This is a genomic window from Vibrio tasmaniensis (genome assembly GCF_024347635.1).
In the GTDB taxonomy this organism is placed as follows: domain Bacteria; phylum Pseudomonadota; class Gammaproteobacteria; order Enterobacterales; family Vibrionaceae; genus Vibrio; species Vibrio tasmaniensis.
Genome location: NZ_AP025510.1, coordinates 366,605 through 389,862 on the forward strand (window position 1 = coordinate 366,605; position 23,258 = coordinate 389,862).

At 44.5% G+C, this 23,258-nt stretch carries 19 protein-coding genes, 1 pseudogene and 1 riboswitch; of the genes and pseudogenes, 9 read left to right on the forward strand and 11 right to left on the reverse strand.

The features are described from left to right. Positions 1–93: 93 nt before the first annotated feature. The 3 genes from tamA (at position 94) to OCV44_RS01750 (ending at position 5,988) form a co-directional block, all read left to right on the forward strand. Positions 94–1,806 (forward strand): autotransporter assembly complex protein TamA, encoded by a 1,713-nt coding sequence (gene tamA, locus OCV44_RS01740; protein ID WP_139685435.1) that lies wholly within the window; start codon positions 94–96, stop codon positions 1,804–1,806. Next, positions 1,803–5,561, forward strand: a complete 3,759-nt coding sequence (gene tamB / locus OCV44_RS01745) for an autotransporter assembly complex protein TamB (RefSeq protein ID WP_139685434.1) — start codon at positions 1,803–1,805, stop codon at positions 5,559–5,561. The genes tamA and tamB overlap by 4 nt, the downstream gene beginning before the upstream one ends. 73 nt (positions 5,562–5,634) lie before the next feature. Next, entirely contained in the window at positions 5,635–5,988 is a 354-nt protein-coding gene (locus OCV44_RS01750) for a gamma-glutamylcyclotransferase family protein (protein ID WP_139685433.1), read from the forward strand. Positions 5,989–6,093: 105 nt separating this feature from the next. Here the strand turns inward: OCV44_RS01750 and fbp are convergent, their stop codons facing one another. Further along, positions 6,094–7,104 (reverse strand): class 1 fructose-bisphosphatase, encoded by a 1,011-nt coding sequence (gene fbp / locus OCV44_RS01755; protein ID WP_139685432.1) that lies wholly within the window; start codon positions 7,102–7,104, stop codon positions 6,094–6,096. Between the two features lie 269 nt (positions 7,105–7,373). Between fbp and mpl the strand changes: the two genes are divergently transcribed. From mpl to thiQ, 5 genes are all read left to right on the forward strand, one after another. Continuing rightward, positions 7,374–8,732, forward strand: coding sequence for a UDP-N-acetylmuramate:L-alanyl-gamma-D-glutamyl-meso-diaminopimelate ligase (mpl, locus tag OCV44_RS01760; RefSeq protein ID WP_139685431.1), 1,359 nt, complete (start codon positions 7,374–7,376; stop codon positions 8,730–8,732). Between the two features lie 38 nt (positions 8,733–8,770). Next, positions 8,771–9,394, forward strand: a complete 624-nt coding sequence (locus OCV44_RS01765; protein WP_105057620.1) for a flavin prenyltransferase UbiX — start codon at positions 8,771–8,773, stop codon at positions 9,392–9,394. A 43-nt stretch (positions 9,395–9,437) separates the two neighbouring features. Further along, positions 9,438–9,557: riboswitch (TPP riboswitch) on the forward strand. 53 nt (positions 9,558–9,610) lie between these two features. Then, on the forward strand, positions 9,611–10,603 hold the full coding sequence (thiB, locus tag OCV44_RS01770) for a thiamine ABC transporter substrate binding subunit (protein ID WP_139685430.1): 993 nt from the start codon (positions 9,611–9,613) through the stop codon (positions 10,601–10,603). A 126-nt stretch (positions 10,604–10,729) separates the two neighbouring features. Next, the gene (thiP, locus tag OCV44_RS01775) at positions 10,730–12,343 is read left to right on the forward strand and encodes a thiamine/thiamine pyrophosphate ABC transporter permease ThiP (protein ID WP_170213737.1); all 1,614 of its coding nucleotides are present in this window, start codon (positions 10,730–10,732) and stop codon (positions 12,341–12,343) included. Next, the gene (gene thiQ, locus OCV44_RS01780; protein WP_139685429.1) at positions 12,343–13,047 is read left to right on the forward strand and encodes a thiamine ABC transporter ATP-binding protein; all 705 of its coding nucleotides are present in this window, start codon (positions 12,343–12,345) and stop codon (positions 13,045–13,047) included. Before thiP ends, thiQ begins: the two co-directional genes overlap by 1 nt. 161 nt (positions 13,048–13,208) lie before the next feature. On the opposite strand, the gene yjgA is transcribed toward thiQ, so the two are convergent. Further along, positions 13,209–13,733 carry a ribosome biogenesis factor YjgA gene (yjgA, locus tag OCV44_RS01785; protein ID WP_009847748.1) on the reverse strand — a complete coding sequence of 175 codons (525 nt, stop codon included), beginning with the start codon at positions 13,731–13,733 and terminating at the stop codon, positions 13,209–13,211. Positions 13,734–13,851: 118 nt separating this feature from the next. Between yjgA and pmbA the strand changes: the two genes are divergently transcribed. Continuing rightward, positions 13,852–15,195 (forward strand): metalloprotease PmbA, encoded by a 1,344-nt coding sequence (gene pmbA, locus OCV44_RS01790; protein ID WP_099165089.1) that lies wholly within the window; start codon positions 13,852–13,854, stop codon positions 15,193–15,195. A 135-nt stretch (positions 15,196–15,330) separates the two neighbouring features. Here the strand turns inward: pmbA and mgtE are convergent, their stop codons facing one another. The 9 genes and pseudogenes from mgtE to OCV44_RS01835 form a co-directional block, all read right to left on the reverse strand. Beyond that, positions 15,331–16,686 (reverse strand): magnesium transporter, encoded by a 1,356-nt coding sequence (gene mgtE / locus OCV44_RS01795; RefSeq protein ID WP_086048675.1) that lies wholly within the window; start codon positions 16,684–16,686, stop codon positions 15,331–15,333. A 198-nt stretch (positions 16,687–16,884) separates the two neighbouring features. Next, a pseudogene (gene hpf, locus OCV44_RS01800) lies at positions 16,885–17,148 on the reverse strand (ribosome hibernation promoting factor); the annotation flags it as partial. A gap of 76 nt (positions 17,149–17,224) precedes the next feature. Beyond that, entirely contained in the window at positions 17,225–18,685 is a 1,461-nt protein-coding gene (locus OCV44_RS01805) for an RNA polymerase factor sigma-54 (protein ID WP_086048679.1), read from the reverse strand. 54 nt (positions 18,686–18,739) lie between these two features. Further along, positions 18,740–19,465, reverse strand: coding sequence for an LPS export ABC transporter ATP-binding protein (lptB, locus tag OCV44_RS01810; protein WP_009847740.1), 726 nt, complete (start codon positions 19,463–19,465; stop codon positions 18,740–18,742). A 2-nt stretch (positions 19,466–19,467) separates the two neighbouring features. Beyond that, positions 19,468–19,962 carry a lipopolysaccharide transport periplasmic protein LptA gene (gene lptA, locus OCV44_RS01815; RefSeq protein ID WP_139685428.1) on the reverse strand — a complete coding sequence of 165 codons (495 nt, stop codon included), beginning with the start codon at positions 19,960–19,962 and terminating at the stop codon, positions 19,468–19,470. Continuing rightward, on the reverse strand, positions 19,943–20,506 hold the full coding sequence (gene lptC / locus OCV44_RS01820; protein WP_139685427.1) for an LPS export ABC transporter periplasmic protein LptC: 564 nt from the start codon (positions 20,504–20,506) through the stop codon (positions 19,943–19,945). The genes lptA and lptC overlap by 20 nt, the downstream gene beginning before the upstream one ends. Next, positions 20,503–21,060 (reverse strand): 3-deoxy-manno-octulosonate-8-phosphatase KdsC, encoded by a 558-nt coding sequence (kdsC, locus tag OCV44_RS01825; RefSeq protein WP_139685426.1) that lies wholly within the window; start codon positions 21,058–21,060, stop codon positions 20,503–20,505. Before kdsC ends, lptC begins: the two co-directional genes overlap by 4 nt. Then, the gene (gene kdsD / locus OCV44_RS01830) at positions 21,060–22,031 is read right to left on the reverse strand and encodes an arabinose-5-phosphate isomerase KdsD (protein ID WP_139685425.1); all 972 of its coding nucleotides are present in this window, start codon (positions 22,029–22,031) and stop codon (positions 21,060–21,062) included. Before kdsD ends, kdsC begins: the two co-directional genes overlap by 1 nt. Before the next feature lie 34 nt (positions 22,032–22,065). Then, positions 22,066–23,031, reverse strand: coding sequence for a calcium/sodium antiporter (locus tag OCV44_RS01835; protein ID WP_009847735.1), 966 nt, complete (start codon positions 23,029–23,031; stop codon positions 22,066–22,068). Positions 23,032–23,258: the final 227 nt, after the last annotated feature.

Sequence of the window (23,258 nt, forward strand, 5' to 3'; positions counted from 1 at the left end):
TTATTGCCGGATTTATTACAGACTCAATGTCGTTTTAGCGGTATGATTTCTTTTCACTTATTAACGTATTGATAACTTCTTCACCAATTAAACATGATAAGAAAAACTTTACCAGTTCTGATTGGCACTCTACTGTCATCGACGCTCGCTTTCGCAGACGTTTCCCTTGAAATTAAAGGGCTTGATGGCGCGCTTGCTGATAATGTGGATGCTTATCTGAGTGCAATTCCTGAAGAAGAGTATTCGGTTTCATTAAGATTCCAATCTCGCTTGGAGTCGATGATAAAAGAAGCGCTGAATGCGTTAGGCTACTACCAACCTAGTATTACATTTACTCACTCTGAAGATGATAGTGAATTGACTGTAACGGTTGAACAGGGTGAGCCTGTTGTTATTTATGCTTCAGATATTGTTCTGACTGGTGAAGCCAAAGATGACCCAGATTTTTTGGCCTTGATAGCTAAGAGCAAGCTGTCTAAAGGTTCGATTTTGAATCATGGTAGTTATGATTCTTTAAAATCATCGATCCGCAACCTTGGATTAGCGAAAGGTTACTTTGATGGTGCGTATGATCTTAGTAAGCTAGAAGTCGCTCCTGAATTAAATCGCGCTTATGTCCGCCTTCATTATAACAGTGGTATTCGCTATCACTTTGGTTCCACTCAGGTTACTGGCAGTCAAATTGAAGAAGGTAAGGTACAGTCACTCAAACCATTTGAAGATGGCGAACCTTACTCAATTACCAAAGTCGGCGAGTACAACCAAAACCTTTCCAATACGGATTGGTTCTCTTCAGTCTTTGTTGAGCCAGATTTAAGTCAATTAGGTGAAGGCCGAGAAATCCCGATGAAGGTTAGCCTTGCTCCGCAAGCGCGGAACCAAATTGAGACAGGTATTGGTGTATCAACAGACTTGGGTGTGAAAGGTACCCTTAAATGGAAGAAACCTTGGGTTAACGACCAAGGTCATAGTTTCAATAGTAGTTTGTCGATCTCAAAACCTGAGCAGACGATTACGGCGGCTTACAAAATCCCATTAGATGACGTACTTAATGACTACTATCAAATTAAGTATGGTATGAAGAATCTGGATAACCGTGATACCAAGAGTTTGGAGTCAAACTTAGCCTTAGAAAGGTATTGGCGTCTGGATAATGGCTGGCAACGTACGGTATTCATTCGATACCTAGTCGAAAACTATAAACAAGGTTTACAAGACGATTTGGCACAGTTTGTGTTGCCGGGTGTCTCTTTCTCACGTACTCGAACTCGAGGCGGTTCAATGCCGATGTGGGGCGATAAACAAACCATTATGTTTGAAGCGGCTGATGACACCTTGTTATCTGAAACCCAAGTCGTACGTTTTCAAGGGCAAACCGCATGGATTCGAAGCATTGGTGACAACCACCGAGGTTTAACCCGTCTTCAATTCGGCGGAAACTTTGCGGATGAATTTGATAAGTTATCACCGTCTTTAAGATTCTTTGCTGGTGGTGATAACAGCATCCGCGGTTATGGCTATGAGTCTATCTCTCCTCGCGATGAAAGCGGTGCACTAACGGGGGCAAAGTTTATTGCAACCAGTTCGTTTGAATACCAATATCGCTTAGTTGGGAATTGGTGGGGAGCGGCTTTCTACGATATTGGTGATGCATTCAATGACACGCCTGAGTGGAAGCATGGTACTGGTGTCGGGATTCGTTGGGCGTCCCCCGTCGGCCCTGTGAGTTTAGATTTTGCTTGGGGTCTAGATGCGAAAAAAGGTGATGAGTTCCAACTGCACTTTAGTTTAGGGCCAGAATTATGATCAAAGTGGTGGGTAAGTGCCTGAAATGGACGTCGATCTCATTGACGTCTATTTTGCTATTGTTGATAGCCCTACTAGGTTTTGTTTTGTTCACCAATTCGGGGTTGAACACTGTGTTGTGGGGCGCTGAAAAAGCATTGCCACAACTGAAAGTGGAAAGTACTAAAGGCGCTCTTTTCCCAAGCTTTACGCTTAATAATGTCCAGTTCAAAGATGATAGTCTGCATATCGATACCAAGGTTGAAAATTTGGTATTGGCGATCAATCCGCGTTGTCTGCTCGACCCTAAAGTATGTGTTGACCGCTTAGCAATTCAAGGGCTGGACTTTGCATTTACTGAATTGCCACCAACTTCTACAGAAGAGGCAGAACCTACTCCGCCCGTAACATCGGTAAAAATACCACTACCAATCGTCATCAATCGAATCGCTTTATCTGATATCAAGCTGAATATCTTAGGTCATGAAATTGAATGGAATCTGTTCTCTACGGCTTTGAGTATGCAGGGTGAAACGCTGACGGTATCGCCAACCTTATTTAATGATCTTAAGGTTAAACTTGCAGAGTCTACCGAAGAGCTGCAAGCAGAAATCGCCGAACCAGAGACTGCAACTAAGACTGCTATCGAGTTGCCTGAAGTTTGGATTCCTTTACAGATTGTGTTGGAGCGTTTTGATCTCAACCGTTTCACTCTAGAACAAGAAACGCCAATTGTTGTGAATCACCTTGGCCTTGAAGCTAATGCGGGTAAGCACACGGTAGATGTTTCCACTCTAGAGCTTGATATGCCCCAAGCTAGTGCGAATTTAGCGACGAAGGTTGAGCTTAAGGGCGGCTATCCGCTAGAGCTTTCTGTAAATGCGCGAGTCAAAGAAACCGATCTTGCTGGTCAGAAACTGTCTCTGAAAGCACAAGGCAGCGTGGCTAAGCTGCACTTAGATTCTCAGCTTTCTGAATTGATTGAGGCTCAACTGTCTGGTGATATTCAACCCTTAGAACCGACTCTGCCATTTGACCTTCTTTTAGAGGGAGGTAAAGCGCAATGGCCTTTGACAGGTAAAAGTGACTACCAAGCTGCAATTGAGAAATTCAAAGCCGATGGTTCATTAGATGGTTTTAATGTGCAGCTTAAAGCTGAAGCCGATGGTAAGGAGATACCTGCCTTAACAATAGATCTACAAGGTAAAGGCACCACGGAACAGATTGAACTTGAACGCTTGAAACTGAATACCTTGGGTGGCGAACTAAATGGTGTAGTTAAAGCTAACTGGAAGAAGCTCGTTAATTGGCAAGCCGATGTGACGCTCAAAGACATACAACCGGGTCTGCAGTGGCCAGAAGCCGAGGGTAACATTAGCGGAAGAATCGTAACTTCGGGTGAACTGACACAAGCGGGTGGTTGGGCGATTGAACTGCCTAAGCTCGATATTGAGGGGATCCTACGAGAATACCCTCTGGATATCAAAGGGCAGTTGTCAGCGTCAGATCGCAGCGCCAGTGGTGAACCTAAACTGAAAACCAGTGGTTTGAGTTTAGCTCACGGTGTTAACTCGATTAAGGCGCTGGGTGAGCTTGATAAGCAATGGGACATGGGCGTTGAGATCTTCTTCCCTGAGCTCGCAAAAAGTATTCCTGAGTTGAAAGGCAGAGTGATCGGTAGCATCCAGCTTAGTGGCCCAACGAAAGAGCCAAAGATCGATTTCGCGCTTAATGTTGATAAGGTCGATTGGAATAACGAAGCAACACTAGAATTATTATCGCTTAATGGCTCAGTGGTTCCTCTGCCATTACCTGAGGCTCAAGCCGACCTTGTATTAAAAGCTAAGAACTTAACCTACCAAGCACAAAACGTGGAAAGCATTGATTTAACCGTGAATGGTGGTGAGAAGCTCCATACGGTGACACTCGATGTGATATCCGATCTCGTGTCTGCAAGTTTGGCCATCTCTGGTGAGTTGATACAAAAACCTTCCATCATTTGGGATGGTTCGTTAGACAGAGTCAAAATTACCACTCAACAAGGCCCTTGGTTATTAGATCAACCTGTCGCTATCAAAGCCGATGTCGACAAACAGTTAGCCGATGTTCAAGCGCACTGTTGGATACAAGCTAGTTCGAGTGTGTGCTTAGATGAAGACGTTCGTGTTGGAAAGTCGGGTGAGGCCAAACTGGGTATCAACCAATTCGATTTTGAGCAGATCCAAGCTCTCATGCCTAAAGAAACGCAATTACAGGGCTTAGTTAATGCGACGGCTCACGCTAAGTGGTCAGAGCAAGGTGAGCCTGAAGTTACGATAAGCGTTGATATGCCGAAAGGACAAGTTGTTCAACAAGTTGACGAACCAATCACATTAGGTTGGGAAAGCGTTGCATTGAGCGCACAACTGAAAGACAACAAACTGGATGCCGACTTTAAGCTGGATGTTACGGATAATGGTGACTTGTCTGGCACAGTGTCGTTACCTGATATTCTCGCGGAAGATAAAATGGTCGATGCAGCCATTAAGCTGACCACCTTCCATCTCGATTTCTTACAGCCGATCCTCGGTGAATACAGCCTATTGAAAGCCGACCTGGAGAGTGACTTAAAGGTAAAAGGCTCTTTGATGCACCCTCAAGTTTTTGGTCAATTTTCTGTTGATGGTATTCAAGTCAAAGGCGATGTCACGCCAGTCGATATTAAAGATGGTCGTATCGACCTCGACTTTGATGGTTATAGTGCAAAACTGGATGCGAATGTTGAAACGCCTGATGGTCACCTTGATATCGAAGGTTCCGGGAATTGGCAAGATCTTAAAGCATGGCACTCTAACGTCAGAGTGTTTGCCGATGAGTTGATGGTTGATATTCCGCCAATGGTTAAAGTGAAGGTTGTTCCTGACATGACCATTGATGTCACACCAGAACTTGCGAAAATCACTGGTGATATTGCATTACCTTGGGGGCGAATCGTTGTGGAAGACTTACCCCCTTCAGCGGTAGGCATCTCTTCTGACCAAGTTATCTTGAATAAAGAGCTTGAGCCTGAAAGTGAAGGTACGATCCCATTTAATGTGATGACCAATATTAATATCTCCATTGGTGATGACTTTAAACTTTCAGCCTTCGGCCTTGAAGGGGGATTAATCGGTAAGTTGAATGTCGCTCAAAAAGACCAAGGTCCTTTTATCACAGGTGAGGTAAACATCGTGGATGGTACTTACCAATCCTTTGGACAAGATCTCTTGATCAAAGAAGGTAAGATTCTAATGAATGGGCCTCCGGATCAACCATATGTAGCGATCAATGCGATACGTAACCCTGACAATACTCAAGATGATGTGACCGCTGGTATTCGTGTGACAGGCCCAGCTACTGAGCCAACCATAGAGATTTACTCTGACCCCGCAATGCCGCAAGCGAATGCGCTGTCCTATATTTTACGTGGTCAAGATATCGATGGTGAGTCGAACGGTTCAATGACAACGACCTTAATTGGCTTAAGTTTGGCTAAGAGCGGTAAGGTTGTCGGCGAAATTGGCGAGGCTTTTGGCGTACAGGACTTGCAACTGGATACCGCAGGCTCTGGGGATGATTCCCAGGTTACGGTCAGCGGCTACATTCTCCCTGGTTTACAAGTGAAGTATGGCGTAGGTATCTTTAACTCGTTAGGTGAGTTTACCGTTCGCTATCGTTTGATGCAGGATCTCTATGTGGAAGCTGTATCAGGGCTGGATAGTGCCGTGGACCTTCTCTATCAATTTGAATTTGAGTAAATCAATTTGAATTCAAATTACTGAGGTTTCATCCATTGGTCGGTATGCAAATCGAAAGGATTATGGGGTATTTATGCAACATCTTGTTTTTGTATATGGAACGTTGAGACAAGGTCAATCGAACCACCACTATTTGCAGCAATGCGAGTACTTAGGTCGGTTTGAAACCCTTGAAGAGTACGCTCTTTTTGATTTAGGTGCCTATCCAGCGATGATTCTTGGAAAGAAAAGTGTCGTTGGCGAAGTCTATGCCATTAACGACGAAGTTTTAGCGTCGCTCGATCGGTTAGAGGATGTTCCTGTTGAGTATCGTCGCGAGCAAATAGAGACGATATTTGGTTTAGCATGGGTATATTTGTATCAGCTTGATCTAACGGCTAATAACGAAATACTTTCGGGTGACTGGTGTAAGCGGGACAACCCGTGACATCTATCTATTCGTAATATCTATACATTCTGAGTTGTCGAACAAAAAGCCAGCAAGTGATGCTGGCTTTTTTAATGGCGTTAATTTGAGAAATAAGCGAGACGATTAGTCTCTGTTAAGTTTAAGAAACTCTTCTACTTTTTTTACCATGTTCTTAGAACCGACAAAGAAAGGCACACGTTGGTGCAGCTCAGTTGGTTTTATATCCATGATGCGTTGGGCGCCATCGGAGGCAATACCGCCAGCTTGTTCCATGATGAAGGCAATTGGGTTGCACTCGTATAGCAAACGCAGTTTCCCTTGTGGGTGGCTTTGTGTGCTTGGGTACAAGTAGATGCCGCCTTTCAACAGATTACGGTGGAAATCTGATACTAGAGAACCGATGTAACGTGATGTGTAAGGGCGATTGTCGCTTGGTTCATTTTCTTGGCAGTACTTGATGTACTTCTTAACACCCGTAGGGAAGCGAATGTAGTTACCTTCGTTGATCGAATAAATCTGACCTTCGTCAGGGATCATCATGTTTTCATGAGATAGGCAGAAGGTTCCCAGAGACGGGTCGTAGGTGAAACCATTTACACCGGCACCGGTTGTGTAAACTAGCATAGTTGAAGAGCCGTAAATTACGTAACCCGCGGCTACTTGTTTGTGTCCTGGTTGTAGGAAGTCTTCTTGTGTTGGTGGGGTTCCAACAGGCGATACTCGACGGTAGATAGAGAAGATTGTCCCAACAGAAACATTGACATCGATGTTTGAAGAACCATCAAGTGGGTCCATCAGAACGACGTATTTTGCGTTTTTGTTGAGCTCTTTATTGAAGGCGACAGCTTCGTCTTCTTCTTCACTTGCAACACCACAAACTTGGTCACGAGCTTCTAGAGCCGCTTTAAATTTGTCGTTCGCGTAAAGGTCTAGCTTTTGTTGCTCTTCACCTTGAACGTTGTCTGTACCAACAGCGCCAGTAATGTCGACAAGGCCTGCTTTGTTGATTTCACGGTTAACAATTTTCGCAGCAAGACGAATTGATGACAAAAGGGATGAAAGATCACCGCTTGCATGGGGGAAGTCACTCTGTTTCTCAACAATGAACTCACCAAGGGTGCGCATCTCAGACATGTTATTTCCTTAAACTTCTCTCAATATTAGGGGGAATTTGAGCACAATAGGATTCGCCTCTTATTCGGGCTTTATTCACCTAGACGCCTAGTTAAATTCTAAAGGTTAGATCTTTTTAATGGTAATGAACTAAGCGACGCAGATCTCACTTACTATGTCGACTAAATTTGTTTTGCATTGCTACTCGCTTTTAATCTTCATTTAATGATAATGAGTGCAGTAGTTTGATTTAGACATGGTTCATTTAGCCAAGCGTTTGGAAGCAATTTATGCATATTCATATCTTAGGAATTTGTGGCACCTTCATGGGAGGTGCTGCGGTATTGGCTCGTCAATTAGGTCACAAGGTTACCGGTAGTGACGCGAATGTTTACCCACCAATGAGTACCTTGTTGGAATCTCAAGGAATTGAAATTATTGAAGGGTTTGACCCGAGCCAATTAGAACCAAGACCTGACTTAGTGGTCATTGGTAATGCGATGAGCCGTGGCAACCCGTGTGTTGAGTATGTATTGGATAACAATCTTAGATACACCTCAGGGCCGCAGTGGTTGCAAGAGTTCTTACTGCATGACCGTTGGGTTCTGGCGGTATCGGGAACGCATGGCAAGACAACGACATCGAGCATGCTGGCTTGGATCTTAGAAGACTGTGGCTATGCACCGGGCTTTTTGGTTGGTGGGGTATTGGGTAACTTTGGTATTTCAGCTCGCCTTGGTGAAAGCATGTTCTTTGTGGTAGAGGCTGACGAATACGACAGTGCTTTTTTCGACAAACGGTCTAAGTTCGTTCATTACCACCCAAGAACCTTAGTGATGAATAACCTAGAGTTCGATCATGCTGATATCTTCGATGATCTTGAGGCGATTAAGCGTCAGTTCCACCACTTAGTGCGCACTGTGCCTGGTAATGGCCGCATTTTTTCTCCTAAACAAGATACGGCTATTGAAGATGTTCTAGATCGCGGTTGCTGGAGTGAAACTGAATCGAGTGGCGAGCAAGGCGATTGGGATGCTAAGAAGCGAGTTAAAGATGGCTCTCAATTTGAGGTTTACTTCCAAAATGAATGTGTTGGAACCGTAAACTGGGATTTAGTGGGCGACCACAACGTAAACAATGCTTTGATGGCGATTGCCGCAGCACGACACGTGGGTGTAACACCTGATCTCGCTTGTGAATCGTTGACTACCTTTATTAATACTAAACGTCGTTTGGAGTTTAAAGGCGAGGTAGCTGGTGTTTCTGTTTATGACGATTTTGCTCATCACCCAACGGCAATTGAACTTACGCTAGGCGGTTTACGTAATAAGGTCGACACGAAGAAAATCATTGCCGTTTTAGAACCTCGTTCTGCCACAATGAAGCGCGGTGTACACAAAGAAACCTTGGCTGATTCGTTGAAGCTGGCGGATTCTACCTACTTATTCCAACCCGATAACATTGATTGGTCGGTACAAGATGTCGCGGATGCTTGTCACCAGCCGGCACATGTGGGTGATGACATGGATGCATTCGTTGCTAAAATTGTCTCAGAGGCACAAGCGGGTGACCAAATATTGGTAATGAGTAATGGTGGCTTTGGTGGCATTCACCAAAAATTGTTGGATGGATTGGCACTCAAAGGCTAACGCCATCTACGACCTTATAATTTGAAGTAATTGAGAACATGACAAAACACGATAAAGCGATAACTCTTGCTTTCACTGGCGCATCCGGTGCGCCTTATGGCCTGCGTTTACTTGAATGCCTTTTGGCCGCCGATTATCAGGTCTACTTGCTGATATCGTCGGCAGCGCGAGTGGTGTTGGCGACCGAGCATGAACTTAAGTTACCTGCTGGGCCAGATGCTGCGAAACAAGCTTTGGTTAAGCATTTAGGTTGCGACCCAGAAAAGCTAGTGGTGTGTGGCAAAGATGATTGGTTCTCACCGGTTGCTTCTGGTTCAGCAGCACCGAAGCAGATGGTGGTGTGTCCATGTTCTGCGGGAAGCTTGGCATCAATTGCTCATGGCCTATCAGATAATCTGATCGAGCGCGCAGCAGACGTGGTTATGAAAGAACGAGGCCAGCTGTTGTTAGTGGTTCGTGAGACGCCATTTTCCACGCTCCATTTAGAAAATATGCATAAGCTTTCTACCATGGGCGTGACGATTATGCCTGCAGCTCCGGGGTTTTATCATCAACCTAAGTCGATTGAAGATCTGATCGACTTTATGGTGGCACGTATTCTCGATCACCTTGGTATCGAGCAAGGTTTAGTGCCACGTTGGGGTTACGATCAACGTAATTGATCCAAACTTGATGGCTTATTGTTAAAAATCAAATTACAATCCTGAACACTCATCGGGGCGCGAACCATTCAAATAATGAATGCGAGCTGAGATCAAGCAGACGCTTGGGACCCGTAAACCTGAACCAGATAATGCTGGCGTAGGAATTGAGTTAGGAACAACCTCTACCGTTCTCCTCCCTCAAACCTGTGCCGCTCAGACCATGGAGAGCGTCCAGTGAAATTAACATTAACAACTCTTGCTGTTACTACAGCCATCTCTTTTTCTGCCTTCGCAGCAGACAACACCTTAACGGTTTACACTTACGACTCTTTTGCTGCGGATTGGGGCCCTCGTCCTGCCGTTGAAAAAGCATTCGAAGAAAAGTGTGGTTGTGATGTGAATTTTGTCGCGTTAGAAGATGGTGTGTCTATTCTAAACCGCTTACGTCTTGAAGGTGGCAACAGCAAAGCTGACATCATCTTAGGCCTAGATAATAATCTCATGGCTGAAGCGAAATCGACGGGCTTATTGGCTGAGCACAGTGTTGATACATCATCTGTGACGCTTCCTAACGGTTGGAACGACAGTACCTTTGTTCCTTATGATTTTGGTTACTTTGCGTTTATCTATAACAAAGAGAAGCTAGCAAACCCGCCAAAGAGCCTGAAAGAACTGGTTGAGCAACGTGACGATCTTAAGGTTATCTATCAAGATCCACGTACATCAACACCAGGCCAAGGCATGATGCTATGGATGAAGTCGGTTTACGGTGATGAAGCAACTGCAGCATGGAAGAAGCTTGCTCAGAAAACGGTGACTGTGACTAAAGGTTGGTCTGAAGCTTACTCTATGTTCTTAAAGGGTGAGTCGGACTTAGTCTTGTCTTACACGACTTCTCCTGCTTACCACATCATTGCAGAAAGTGATTCTAAGTACGCAGCAGCAAGCTTTGAAGAAGGTCATTACACTCAAGTCGAAGTGGCAGCTAAGGTCAAAGGCAGCAAGAACGAAAAACTGGCTGATGAGTTTATGGCATTTATCCTAAGTGACGAGTTCCAATCAGCGATGCCAACGGGCAACTGGATGTACCCAGTGACCGATGTTGAGCTACCAAAAGGGTTCGAGCAACTTACGGTTCCTCAGAAAGCGCTAAGCTTTACACCAGAAGAGATCGCCGAGAAGCGTAAGCCTTGGATTCGTGAATGGCAGAGTGCGCTTACTTTTTAACTTACGATTTAACTTACTATATTAAGAAAATGAGTTTTCTAACGTACTTTTAAAAAACGAGCTTTCTGTATTTAAAGGTTCATTTGTTATGTTTGGAGTGAACCATTTACGGTAAAAAATCAATTTATGATAAAGAAAACACCTAAGGTCGGGGTTTGGGTTGCGATACTCATTACCGCCTTCGTGGTTTCAGCAGTTGGGGCATTGCTAAGCAATGCCCCTTCTCTTGATATCAGCCAAGTATGGTCCGATCCTTACTATTGGCATGTAACGAAATTCAGTTTCTATCAAGCGACACTTTCAATGGTACTGAGTGTTGGCTTTGCTATACCTATTGCTCATGCGCTGTGTCGCAGACAATTTTTTGGACGGGCCTTGTTGTTAAGACTGTTTGCTTCGACCCTGGTTTTACCCGTATTAGTTGGCGTATTTGGTTTGCTAGCTATTTATGGTAACAGTGGTTGGTTAGCTAAATTTCTGGCGAACTTCGATATTAAACTGCCATTCTCGATTTATGGGTTGAATGGTATTTTGCTCGCACATGTCTTCTTTAACCTGCCTTATGCCAGCCGTTTACTTTTACAAGCTTTAGATACCGTACCTGCCGAGCAGCATAAGTTGTGTGCTCATTTGGGTATGAGTCATTGGAACAAATTCAGATGGGTTGAATGGCCTCGCTTAAGACAGCAACTGCCACATGTGTGTGGTTTAGTCTTCATGCTGTGTTTTACCAGCTTTGCTACCGTGATGGCACTAGGCGGTGGACCAAAATCAACCACTATCGAACTCGCTATTTATCAGGCAATTAAATTCGACTTTGACCTGCAGGCTGGCGCTTTACTCGCGATATGGCAAATGCTGCTGTGTGGTGTGCTAGCAGTGAGTATTCAACGCCTGTCTAAGCCTATTTCCGTGACGGCCAGTCAGCTGTCAGAAGATAAATATTTGGTTAAGGACAGCTGGTGGTCAAAAGCTTGGGATAGTTTTTGGATCATCATCGTCTCAATGCTGGTATTACCGCCATTAGCTATGGTTATTGTCAATGGTATTAACTCGCAAGCACTGACTGTACTCAGCAGTGAGCCGTTTTGGGCGGCGTTGATGACCTCGGTTCGAGTGGCGTCCTTAGCGAGTGTTATCGCTGTTGGTATTGGTATCGCCATACTGCTGACTAGTCGAGCATGGCGTTTACAGAACAAGAATTTTCGAGCCGATAAAATCGAGCTGATTGGCACCATTATCTTAGTCACTCCCGGGCTTGTGATCAGTACGGGCCTCTTCTTATTACTGCGTTCATTCACCGATGTGTTCAGCTTAGCTTTCTTTATCGTGATTGCAGTGAACAGTTTAATGGCGCTGCCTTACGTAATTAAAACCTTGGCTCAACCTATGTTGCATTTGTCTCAGCAGTATCAGTATGTGTGCGCAAGTTTGGGAATGACAGGTTTCACGCGTTTTAGGCTGGTGGAGTGGAGAGCGCTGCGCAAACCGATGGCACAAGCCTTCTCGATTAGCTTTATGCTAGCTATGGGTGACTTAAGCGCGATTGCTTTGTTTGGTAGCCAAGATTTTAGAACGCTGCCTTTGTACCTATTTCAATTGTTAGGCAGCTATCAAATGGAGGCCGCTGCGGTGGTTTCTGTGAGTTTACTGTTGCTGAGTGTGGGCAGTTTTAGTTTTATTGAATTTTTATTTACTCGAAGATCAAATCTCGACACTAAAGGGTTAAGGGACCGATGATGTTAGTGATGAAAGATGTGGAGTACCACTATCACCAAGAGTTGTTTAGTTTTGATTTTCAAGCAGAGCAGGGCGACATTGTTGCATTGATGGGGCCAAGTGGCGCAGGGAAATCAACGCTGTTGGCACTGGTTGCTGGGTTTATTGAGCCTACATCGGGAGAGATTTCGGTGGCAGGACAATCACTGATTGGCAAGGATGCACATCAGCGTCCGTTAGCGATGTTGTTCCAAGAACATAATCTGTTTGCTCATCTCACCGTACGTGAAAATATTGGCTTAGGCTTGCATCCGGGGTTAAAGCTTACGGTAACCCAAAAGCACGAAGTCGAACAGGCCGCTGCACAAGTTGGGGTCGCGGAGTATTTGGATAGATTGCCGGAGCACTTATCGGGCGGTCAACGTCAGCGTGTCGCGTTAGCGCGTTGTTTTGTTCAGCCTCATGATATTTGGTTGCTTGATGAACCTTTCTCTGCGCTTGACCCTTTGCTTCGTGAGGAAATGCTTAACCTTGTTAGGCGATTAGCCGCAGAGCGAAACATTACGGTGTTGATGGTGACTCACCACTTAGGTGATGCACGCAGTATCGCAAATAAGTTTGTTTTTGTAGCGCTAGGGAAGGTGTTGGTTGCAGACTCGATAGAGACACTGACGGCTGATCATCCACAGCAAGAATTAAGCTCGTTTGTTAAAGCGGGTGAATGATGATTTTCTCACTCCTGTGAGTACTTCTTAATATTGGAGTACTTATTGATATTGAGTGCTTATTGATATTGATTGCTTCTTGATATCAAGTGCCTCAAAAACAAAAAGACCTAGCATGCGCTAGGTCTTTTATTATCTTTTTGACTAAAGGACGGCGAAGATTAGTCGCCTAGCTTTAGCTCTTTTAAGATTTGGAAGATCTCACGAGAAGACTTAGCCGGTTTATTGGCCGCTTTCTCTTTGTTAGCTTGACGAGCGAGCTGACGAAGACGTTGACGGTCTGCTTCAGGGTACATTTCCATAACGTCTGAAATGGCCGCATCGCCTTCTGCAACCACACGATCACGCAGTTGTTCTAGTTTGTGTAGTTCAACTGTTGCTTGAGAGTGTTTGTTGCGAATCTTATCTAAAGCCGCTTGAATTGGCTCTGGATCGACACTGCGCATTACTTTACCAATGTATTGAAGTTGACGGCGCTTCGCTTCATTTTTAAAGCGTTGTGCATCTTTAATCGCTTGTGCCAAATCTTCAGACAGCGGAAATTTGTCTAATACAGAAGGCTTTAGGTCAACAAGCTCTTCTCCCAGCTTTTGCAGGGCGTCCATGTCCGTTTTCATTTCTGTCTTACTTACCCAGATGATTTCTTCTTCTGGTTCCCATGGGGCTTTTTGGTTTTTGCGAGCCATCTTTTCTGCCTATGTCACTATCTCAAACGAATATATTGCCTATTTTAGCAAGAATCTTGGGGAGAAAGCGAAATTCTTGTTATCCTACGTAATATTGACCTAAAAAATTAGAATAGATATGGATGTAAAACAGCAAGTCGCCCAACAACGAGTTGAGCTAGAAGCCGCAGTAGCTAAAGCGTTGGATATGGCATCAGTGAGTGCAGACGCAGCTGAGGTTGCTATTACTAAGTCAACGGGTTTAAGTGTTTCAACACGTATGTGTGAAGTGGAAAACGTTGAATTTAATAGTGATGGTGCTCTAGGTATTACTGTTTACCGCGGCCAGAAAAAAGGCAGCGCATCTACATCAGATCTGAGTGAGAAGGCCATTGCTCAAACAGTAGCGGCTGCGCTTGATATCGCTCAGTACACTTCTGAAGACCCGTTTGCAGGTCCAGCACCTAAAGAATATATGGTGAAAGAAATTCCTGATTTGGATCTTTTTCACCCTGATGAGCCGAATCCAGACTATGCCGCTGAGATTGCGATTGCTGCTGAAAGACAAGCACTCGCTTACAGCGACAAGATCAAACAAAGTGATGGCGCAAGCTACGACAGCCATTATGGCGTTAAGGTTTATGGTAATAGCCACGGTCTGCTGGCCAGTTTCGCATCAAGCCGTCATAGCACAAGCTGTTGTGTGATCGGTGAAGGTGCCAATGGCGAAATGGAGCGTGACTACAGCTACACCGTTGCACGTCACCGTGATGAGCTTTGGACGCCTGAGCGTGTTGGTCAAGAAGCCGCAGAAAAGACCGTAAGCCGTTTGGATGCGAAGAAGCTTCCAACAGGTCAATACCCAATCATGTTCGCTAACGACGTCGCTACAGGTCTAATTGGCCACCTTGTGATGGCAATTAGTGGTGGTAACCTTTACCGTAAGTCTTCGTTCTTACTGGATCACCTAGGTCAGAAAATCCTGCCAGATTGGTTCAATATCTCTGAGCGTCCACATATCTTACGTGGTTTGGCTTCAAGCCCGTTCGACAGCGAAGGTGTTTACACTCAAGATCGTGAAATTATCACGGATGGTGTGTTAGCAACTTACCTTCTTACTAGCTATGCTGCTCGTAAGATGGAAATGACACCGACAGGCCATGCTGGTGGCATCCATAACTGGTTCGTTAAATCTACCGGTCAAAACTTTGAGCAAATGCTAAAAGAATTAGGCACAGGTTTCCTTGTGACTGAAGTGATGGGTCAAGGTGTGAATACCGTAACCGGTGATTACTCTCGTGGCGCAGCAGGTTTCTGGGTTGAGAATGGAGAGATCCAATACCCAGTATCTGAAGTGACGATCGCGGGTAACCTAAAAGACATGTTCACTCAGATTGTTGCGGTTGGTAACGACGTAGAAACACGTTCGCAAATTCAAACGGGTTCTATCTTGCTTGAATCAATGAAGGTTGCGGGCGAGTAATTAGCTCAATTTGCTTTAGTTTAAATCTGAAGATCAAATCTGATGTATGAAAAAGGGAGCCGATGGCTCCCTTTTTGTATTCAGGGTCCTATCTTAAAATAGGCTATCTGTTTATTCACACTAGATAAGTATGATTTAAATAAGAATGGTTGCTAAGCCTAAGAACACCGATAGGCCAATAACATCGGTTACTGTGGTCAGAGCCATACCGCCCGCAAGTGCTGGGTCGATATTCATCTTCTTCAGCATTACCGGGATGGTTACACCTGCAATACCCGCGACAATCAAGTTGGTCATCATCGCCGCTGAGATGATGCCTCCTAAGATCCAATTACCTTTCCAAGCTACAACTATACCGCCAATGATAACGGCCCATAGAATGCCATTAAGGAAGCCGATAGAGGCTTCTTTGAGTAGTAGTTCGCGTTTGTTACTGTCACCAATGTGACCAAGCGCTAAACCACGAATCACTAGAGCAACGGTTTGGTTACCTGCAACACCGCCCATGGACGGTACGATGGTCATCAAAACGGCAATCGCGGCCATCTCATTCAGTGTAGCCTCAAACATGTTAGATACAGACGCAGCTGCGAGTGCTGCCAAAACGTTTGCGCCTAACCAGACACTACGACGACGGGCGGATTTTACGACGGGTGCAAAGGTATCTTCGTCATCGTCCATACCCGCCATGCTCATCATTGAGTGCTCGGCATCTTCACGGATAACATCAACCACGTCATCGATCGTGATACGACCGACAAGATGTTGATTACTATCGACCACTGGAGCCGAAACCCAATTACGACGTTCGAATAGGCTAGCGATATCAGAGGCGCTAGTTTCAACCGCGATCGCTTCGTCGGCATCTTCCATTACTTCTGAAACAGACACATCAGGCTGAGTCGTAAGCAGTGTGGTGAGCGAGAGGTTACCGATAAGGCGTTCTTCTTGGTCAATAACATACAGAGTATCGGTTGCATCGGGAAGTTCGCCACGCATGCGCAAATAACGCAATACAACGTCAACGTCGACATCGCCACGAATCGTGATTACATCGGTATTCATTATCGCACCCGCTGAATCTTCAGGGTACGAAAGGGCTGTTTCTACTAATGCACGATCGACGGAGTCCATTTGAGAAAGGACTTCTCGAGAAACATCGTCGGGCAGGCTTCGAAGTACGTACGCGACGTCATCGGTTTCCATGCCTTCAGTTGCTTCTGCCAAAGTTTCAGGTGCCATTTTCGACACAAGCGCATCTTTGACGTCTTCGTTTAGTTCATCAAGAATTTCACCGTAGTCTTCTGGATCGGTGAGTTGCCAGAGTACGTCACGACTTTTGCGAGGGGAGGCTTCTAAAAGGTGTGCAATATCCTCAGGTTCCATGTCCTGAAGTTGTCGACGTACGTGAACAAATCGGCCGTTTTCTAGGGCTTCGCTGACTTCTTGGAGGGTTTGGTGAGCTTGGTCGAATTCTAATTGCTCTGCCATATTTTCCTCCTATTTCATTATTCTAACAATACTTGGAATAGTAACTTAATTCTGGGGCTTATTTAAATCATAAACTTAGCTAGAACTAAGATTTAATACTGGTTGGTTCGAAGTTTGAGTCTTAGGTGTTGTGAACGAAGCGTTTTCGTTACTCACCCTCATCAAATTTGTCTTCAATGAGGTGGCAAACAGCATCAAGTGCTTGTTGAGTTGGCGAACAAGTTTATCAACCAATGAATCAATCGCGGCATACATGCTTTCATCTGTTGCTGTCGCATGAATTTCCCCTTGATTTATATGCAGGGTAGCTTCTGCGATTTGATTGATTTTCTCAACTTTTAAAACAACTTGAACACTATTGATATGATCAAAGAAGCGCTCAAGTTTGTCGAATTTGGTGTGAACATAGTCTTGCATTGAATCGGTAAGATCAACGTGATGGCCTTGAATATTGATTTGCATAGACTTTCCTTTTCAGTTGGTTGCCTGGTTATAACTAAATTAATAGCTAACTAAATATAGAGTTAATTAAATTAGTCTATAGCAGGCGTTTACGCTGACTCGATGGGGCAATACCCAGAGATTCACGGTACTTCGCTATGGTACGTCTAGCTACCTGAATTCCTTGGTCAGCCAGTAAAGCAGCAATCTTACTATCACTGAGAGGCTTTGCGGTATTTTCCGCTGCGACAAGCTTCTTAATGAGTGCGCGAATTGCTGTAGATGAACATTCACCGCCATTGTCAGTGCTGACATGGCTTGAGAAAAAGTATTTGAGTTCGAAGATGCCACGCGGTGTGTGCATGAATTTTTGAGTCGTCACGCGAGAGATCGTGGATTCGTGCATATCAACAGCTAAAGCCACATCATTCAGTACCATCGGCTTCATGGCTTCTGCGCCATGTTCGAAGAAACCGCGTTGATGTTCAACAATACACCGAGCGACTTTTAGTAGCGTTTCATTTCGGCTCTCTAGGCTTTTAATTAGCCATTTTGCTTCTTGCAAATTCGAGCGGATGAACTGGTTGTCAGCACTACTGCCTTTGCTACTAAGGGCCGCGTATTGTTGATTTACTTTTAGTTTAGGCACGCTATCTGGATTGATGGTGACTAACCATTTCCCAAGTTCTTTGAAGACGGATACGTCAGGAACCACATACTCGGTTTCATCCGGTGTGATCTTACTCCCGGGACGAGGATCCAACTGTTGGATTAATTGCAAAACTTCACGTAGTTCTGCTTCCTTCAGTTTAGTCTCTTTTATGACTAATTTATAATCACGGTTACCGAGTTGGTCGATATGGCTAGTAAGTACTAACTTAGCCTCGTTAAGCCAAGGAGTATCTTGTGGGAAGGTTGCCAATTGCAGTAACAAGCAATCTTGCAGGTTCACAGAACCGACACCTAAGGGGTCAAACTGCTGAATCCGTTTGCGAACCGCTTCAATTTCATCAAGCTCGATATCTTCGTTGTCGAAGTTCTCAAGGATGTCTTCACAAGATACGGTAAGGTAACCGCGGTCATCGATAGCATCAATCAGCGCAAAAGCTATGCTGCGGTCAGTTTCAGTGAATGGTGTTAAATCGAGTTGCCAGAGCAGGTAATCGTATAGACTTTGTGTGGTTTCGCCTTGATAAACGGGCATGTCGTCATCAATCGCAATGCCGGTGTTACCTGTGTTTGCGCTGTAAACATCTTCCCAAGTTGTATCGATTTCTAGTTCGTTGCCAATCTCTGATTTTTCGATTAATTCGGAGCTATCAGGTAAGTCCGGCTCTGCGGTTTCAACTGTTTCTTTCTCGTCACTGCTAGGTTTTTCTTCCGATGTAGGCGTATCTTCATTGCCGTCTTCGACATCGAGTAGTGGGTTCGATTCAAGTGCTTCTTGAATCTCTTGTTGCAAATCCAAAGTAGACAATTGCAACAAACGAATCGCTTGTTGCAATTGAGGAGTCATTGCTAACTGTTGGCCTAGCTTAAGTTGTAATGAGGGTTTCATTCAGTGTGACTTACCTAGTTATTATTCTAAGAACTCTCGATACTCTCTATCTAATCATAGACGGAATTGTTCGCCTAGATAAACTTGTTTAACTTGTTCGTTATTGAGAACATCTTCAGGAGTTCCCTCAGCGATTAGGTGCCCTTGACTTACGATGTAAGCTTTTTCACACACGTCTAATGTTTCACGAACGTTGTGGTCGGTAATCAAAACGCCTAAGCCGCGATCGCGTAAGTGAACAATGATTTTTTTGATATCGATAACCGATATAGGGTCAACACCGGCAAAAGGTTCGTCCAAAAGAATGAACTGAGGGTTTGCTGCTAGTGCGCGAGCAATCTCTACACGGCGACGCTCACCACCCGACAAAGCCATACCATTACTCGCTCGAATATGTTGGATGTGGAACTCTTCGAGAAGGTCTTCTAGCTTATCTTGACGTTGTGCGTTAGTCATCTCATCACGCGTTTGCAAAACGGCCATGATGTTGTCTTCAACAGACAATTTGCGGAAAATCGACGCTTCTTGCGGCAGGTAACCGATGCCAAGACGAGAGCGACTGTGCATTGGCAAGATACTGATGTCTCTGTCGTCAATGCTGATAGTACCTTCATCACGCGCAACCAGACCGACTATCATGTAGAAAGAGGTGGTTTTACCCGCACCGTTTGGGCCAAGCAGCCCGACGATTTGACCTGACTCTACTTGCAAGCTTACGTCAGTCACAACTTTACGTTTGCCGTAGGTTTTCGCTAGGTTCTTTGCTGTAAGGACTGCCATGATTACTTATTCACTTCCGCTGGTTGTAAAACCGTTGATACACGCTCACTACTATCACTGTCAGCAACTAACTTTTGAGAGGTGATCTGATAGGTAATCTTAGAGCCGCGAATGATACTGCCATCTTGAGATAGCATCGCATTCTTAGTCATGATCAATTTGTCGGCAATCAGTTGGTAATGTAAATCGTCAGCTTCACCATAAAGAGTCTTCCCATCGTCAGTAAGTTGAGAAAAGGTTGCTGGCTTTCCGAAACCTTGGATTTCTTCAATTTCACCGTTGACCGCATTACGTGTAACAATGACCTTATCGGCATTGATATTGATGCTACCTTGTTTAAGGTTTACATCGCCAAGAAAGGTTACTTGATTGCTTTTCATATCCAATTGCTGACTGTCTGAGTCTATATAGACGGGCTGCTCGCTATCCGAAGATAGAGCATAGACATTAGACGCCGCAAGGGTCAAAGCGAATAAACTAAGGTGTAAGAGTTTCATATCTACCTTGAACAGAATTAAAGAGAGTCGCATTGTTGGTACCGAAGTTCCCTTTCATTGCTTGCCCCTCATTTTCAAAAAATGTACCGATCATATGGACCGGAGTGTCTGAATAAAAATCTCGGCTAGTCAGTTCAACAACCATTTTATCTGTGGTCATTGTATCGAAGCTAGCATCTGGCAACAGGTTCTTCGCCACAACATTGTCATAAAAAGTGATGACTTGATTTTCATCCATAATTGCGCGATCAGCGGTCACTCGCCATTCTATCGTATGCCCTTCGCGGAATACTGAAAGAATAGGGTCTTGAAAGTGCGTGTCGCCAACGACGGAGTAGTGCTCTAGATGAGTCGATTCAACCCGATAGCTACGAATACCACTTTCACCGTAGCTAATATTATCAAGATTCTTGCCACTAAACGCAGGCAGTTCCAAGTTTGGATCTACTTGTATCGTCGAAGTTTGCTCTTTGTCGTATAAGTAATAAGCCGACCAAGAGGCAATAAAGATGAGTATTAAGTAGATAATACGATTAAAACTCATATGCTTAAACCTTTGTGCACGTCGAGTTCGTTTCTTGCTTGCAAAATAAGGTCACAGACTTCACGTACAGCACCGTAACCACCATTAATGGTGGTTACGTAGTTGGCTCTTTGTGCAAGCAATGGGTGGCCGTCTGCCACACATACCTTCAAGCCGACTTTTTCCATTACTGGCCAGTCGATTAAATCGTCTCCGATATAACCTGTGTTTTCAGGATTAACTGAAAGCTTATCGCAAATATCTTGATATGCCTTAATTTTATCATCCTGACCTTGATAAATTAGTTTAATACCAAGAGCCGTCATTCGATTCTCAACAATTTGAGATTTACGGCCAGTGATGATTGCGATTTCAACGCCCGCGTTCATCAACGATTTAATGCCGTAACCGTCGCGCGTATGGAAGGTTTTTAGCTCTTCACCGTTGTTACCCATGTAGATGCGGCCATCAGAGAATACGCCATCGACATCGCAAATCAGCAGTTTGATCTCTTTTGCTATCGCAAATACATGTGAATCCACTGTGCCGTAAAGGGTTTCAATTGCCTGTGACATTACATTACTCCTGCTTTCAGTAAGTCATGCATATTTAAAGCGCCTACTAATTTGCCATTATCACACAACATCAGCCCATTGATGCTCTTAGCCTGCATCAAATTTAAGCCCTCAACTGCGAGCATATTGGGTTCTGCTACCGTCGGGTTAAGTGTCATCACGTCGCCGATCTGCGTGTTATGAATATCAATACGTTTATCTAAAATACGGCGTAAATCACCATCGGTAAAAATGCCGGCCATTTGACCATCTTCACCAACGATTGCCGTCATGCCCAAGCCTTTTTGTGAGATCTCTAGTAGAGCATCTCTTACTAGTGCATCCGGAGCAACAACGGGGAGCGCATCGCCGGTATGCATGATGTCATCTAGTTTCAACAGTAGTTGACGGCCTAAAGCGCCACCTGGATGAGACAGTGCAAAATCTTGAGCGGTAAAACCTCTTGCCTGTAAAAGTGCAACGGCTAATGCATCACCCATCACCAAAGTAGCGGTAGTGCTGGTTGTTGGCGCTAAACCTAGAGGACACGCTTCTTCTGGTACTGAAATTTGCAAATGAAGATCAGATAAGGTCGCCATGTTTGATGCTGGCTTACCGGTCATGCTGATAATCTTAATGTTCAAACGCTTTAATACTGGAAATAGGCTGAGGATTTCTCCTGATTCACCTGAGTTGGATATTGCAATCACAATATCGCCCGGTTCAATCATACCTAAATCACCATGTGCCGCTTCACCTGGATGTACAAAGAAAGCTGATGTACCAGTACTTGCCAGTGTGGCTGCGATTTTATTGCCGATATGACCTGATTTACCCATGCCCATTACAACGACTTTGCCCTTGTTGTTCAGGATAAGGTCGCAAGCTTTGCAGAAATCATCATTAAAATATTGGTCTAACTGCGTGAGACCTGCAACTTCGGTTTCCAAAACTTGTTTTGCAACGCTGCGATAATCAAATGGCTGAGACATCAAATACTCCAAGTACGGAAAGTTAAATCAACAATTAAGCCGACATGTTCATTAGTAGGTAACTTTGATATGCCACAAACGTCACGATTAACACGCCGCCTTCGATACGATTCACGCTACGAGATTTTCCTAGTGCCATGATTACAAGAAGTAGCGATACGCCTAGCATTACCCAGAAGTCTCGACCCATTGCAAACTCGCTCAAGATTGAAGGGTTTAGGATGCCCGGGATACCCATCACAGCAAGGATGTTGAATACGTTTGAGCCTATGATATTACCCACGGCCATATCATCTTCACCTTTCATAACACCGGCTAGTGATGCTGCAAGTTCAGGTAAACTTGTGCCAACGGCAATAATGGTTAAACCAATCACAAGGTCACTCATACCAAAGAACTTCGCGATAACAACCGCGTTATCAACCAACATGTTGGCAGCTAGAGGCAGAATAATCAGACCAACCACCACCCACATTGCGGCTTTAGGGTTGCTCACTCCTTCAGGAACTTCAGATTCTTGTTCGTCAAGAAAGGCATCACCATTCTTTTTTTCGCTACGGCTGATTTGTAGCATGGCAAACAAAAAGGCGGCGAAAAGAACAAACAACAACACGCCTTCGTAGAAACCTAAGTGGTTATCCCAAAGTAGTGCGCCTGCCAATAGAGTGACACCAATCATTAGTGGTAGTTCACGGCGAATCACGCCTGAGCTAATTGATAGCGGTTTGATAAGCGCTGTAATACCTAAGATGAGTGCGATGTTGGCGATATTCGAGCCTAAAACGTTACCTACCGCCGTATCTGTTTTACCATCAAGGGCTGCTGTCGCAGAAACCATCATTTCAGGAGCTGAAGATCCCATTGCTAAGATTGTCATACCGATAACTAGTGGTGAAATTCCGAAGTTGCGAGCCAGAGCAGCGGCACCGTAGACCAGCTTATCTGCGCTCCACACCAAAAAACCTAGGCCGATAATAAGAAACGCAATCGCTTCAAGCATGATGATTCCTACAAATTAAAAAATAAACGGAGAATTAACCGCTAATTTTGACTTGTTGCTAGATAAAAGGGAAGTCACTCTACAAATTAATTACCAGTTAGTGGTAAAGAAATGTTGAGGAAGAACGAATTTCTCAATGCTTTCAAATCCCTGCCTTTGTTTTCTGTTTTTAATAATTAATTGAACAGCGCTTTTAATTCTAAAGTAGACTCATTATTATTGCAGCC

Coding starts and splice junctions, on each gene's coding strand:
- tamA (WP_139685435.1), top strand. CDS start 94: ATGATAAGAAAAACTTTACCAGTTCTGATTGGCACTCTACTGTCATCG.
- tamB (WP_139685434.1), top strand. CDS start 1,803: ATGATCAAAGTGGTGGGTAAGTGCCTGAAATGGACGTCGATCTCATTG.
- OCV44_RS01750 (WP_139685433.1), top strand. CDS start 5,635: ATGCAACATCTTGTTTTTGTATATGGAACGTTGAGACAAGGTCAATCG.
- fbp (WP_139685432.1), bottom strand. CDS start 7,104: ATGTCTGAGATGCGCACCCTTGGTGAGTTCATTGTTGAGAAACAGAGT.
- mpl (WP_139685431.1), top strand. CDS start 7,374: ATGCATATTCATATCTTAGGAATTTGTGGCACCTTCATGGGAGGTGCT.
- OCV44_RS01765 (WP_105057620.1), top strand. CDS start 8,771: ATGACAAAACACGATAAAGCGATAACTCTTGCTTTCACTGGCGCATCC.
- thiP (WP_170213737.1), top strand. CDS start 10,730: ATGATAAAGAAAACACCTAAGGTCGGGGTTTGGGTTGCGATACTCATT.
- thiQ (WP_139685429.1), top strand. CDS start 12,343: ATGTTAGTGATGAAAGATGTGGAGTACCACTATCACCAAGAGTTGTTT.
- yjgA (WP_009847748.1), bottom strand. CDS start 13,733: ATGGCTCGCAAAAACCAAAAAGCCCCATGGGAACCAGAAGAAGAAATC.
- pmbA (WP_099165089.1), top strand. CDS start 13,852: ATGGATGTAAAACAGCAAGTCGCCCAACAACGAGTTGAGCTAGAAGCC.
- mgtE (WP_086048675.1), bottom strand. CDS start 16,686: ATGGCAGAGCAATTAGAATTCGACCAAGCTCACCAAACCCTCCAAGAA.
- OCV44_RS01805 (WP_086048679.1), bottom strand. CDS start 18,685: ATGAAACCCTCATTACAACTTAAGCTAGGCCAACAGTTAGCAATGACT.
- lptB (WP_009847740.1), bottom strand. CDS start 19,465: ATGGCAGTCCTTACAGCAAAGAACCTAGCGAAAACCTACGGCAAACGT.
- lptA (WP_139685428.1), bottom strand. CDS start 19,962: ATGAAACTCTTACACCTTAGTTTATTCGCTTTGACCCTTGCGGCGTCT.
- lptC (WP_139685427.1), bottom strand. CDS start 20,506: ATGAGTTTTAATCGTATTATCTACTTAATACTCATCTTTATTGCCTCT.
- kdsC (WP_139685426.1), bottom strand. CDS start 21,060: ATGTCACAGGCAATTGAAACCCTTTACGGCACAGTGGATTCACATGTA.
- kdsD (WP_139685425.1), bottom strand. CDS start 22,031: ATGTCTCAGCCATTTGATTATCGCAGCGTTGCAAAACAAGTTTTGGAA.
- OCV44_RS01835 (WP_009847735.1), bottom strand. CDS start 23,031: ATGCTTGAAGCGATTGCGTTTCTTATTATCGGCCTAGGTTTTTTGGTG.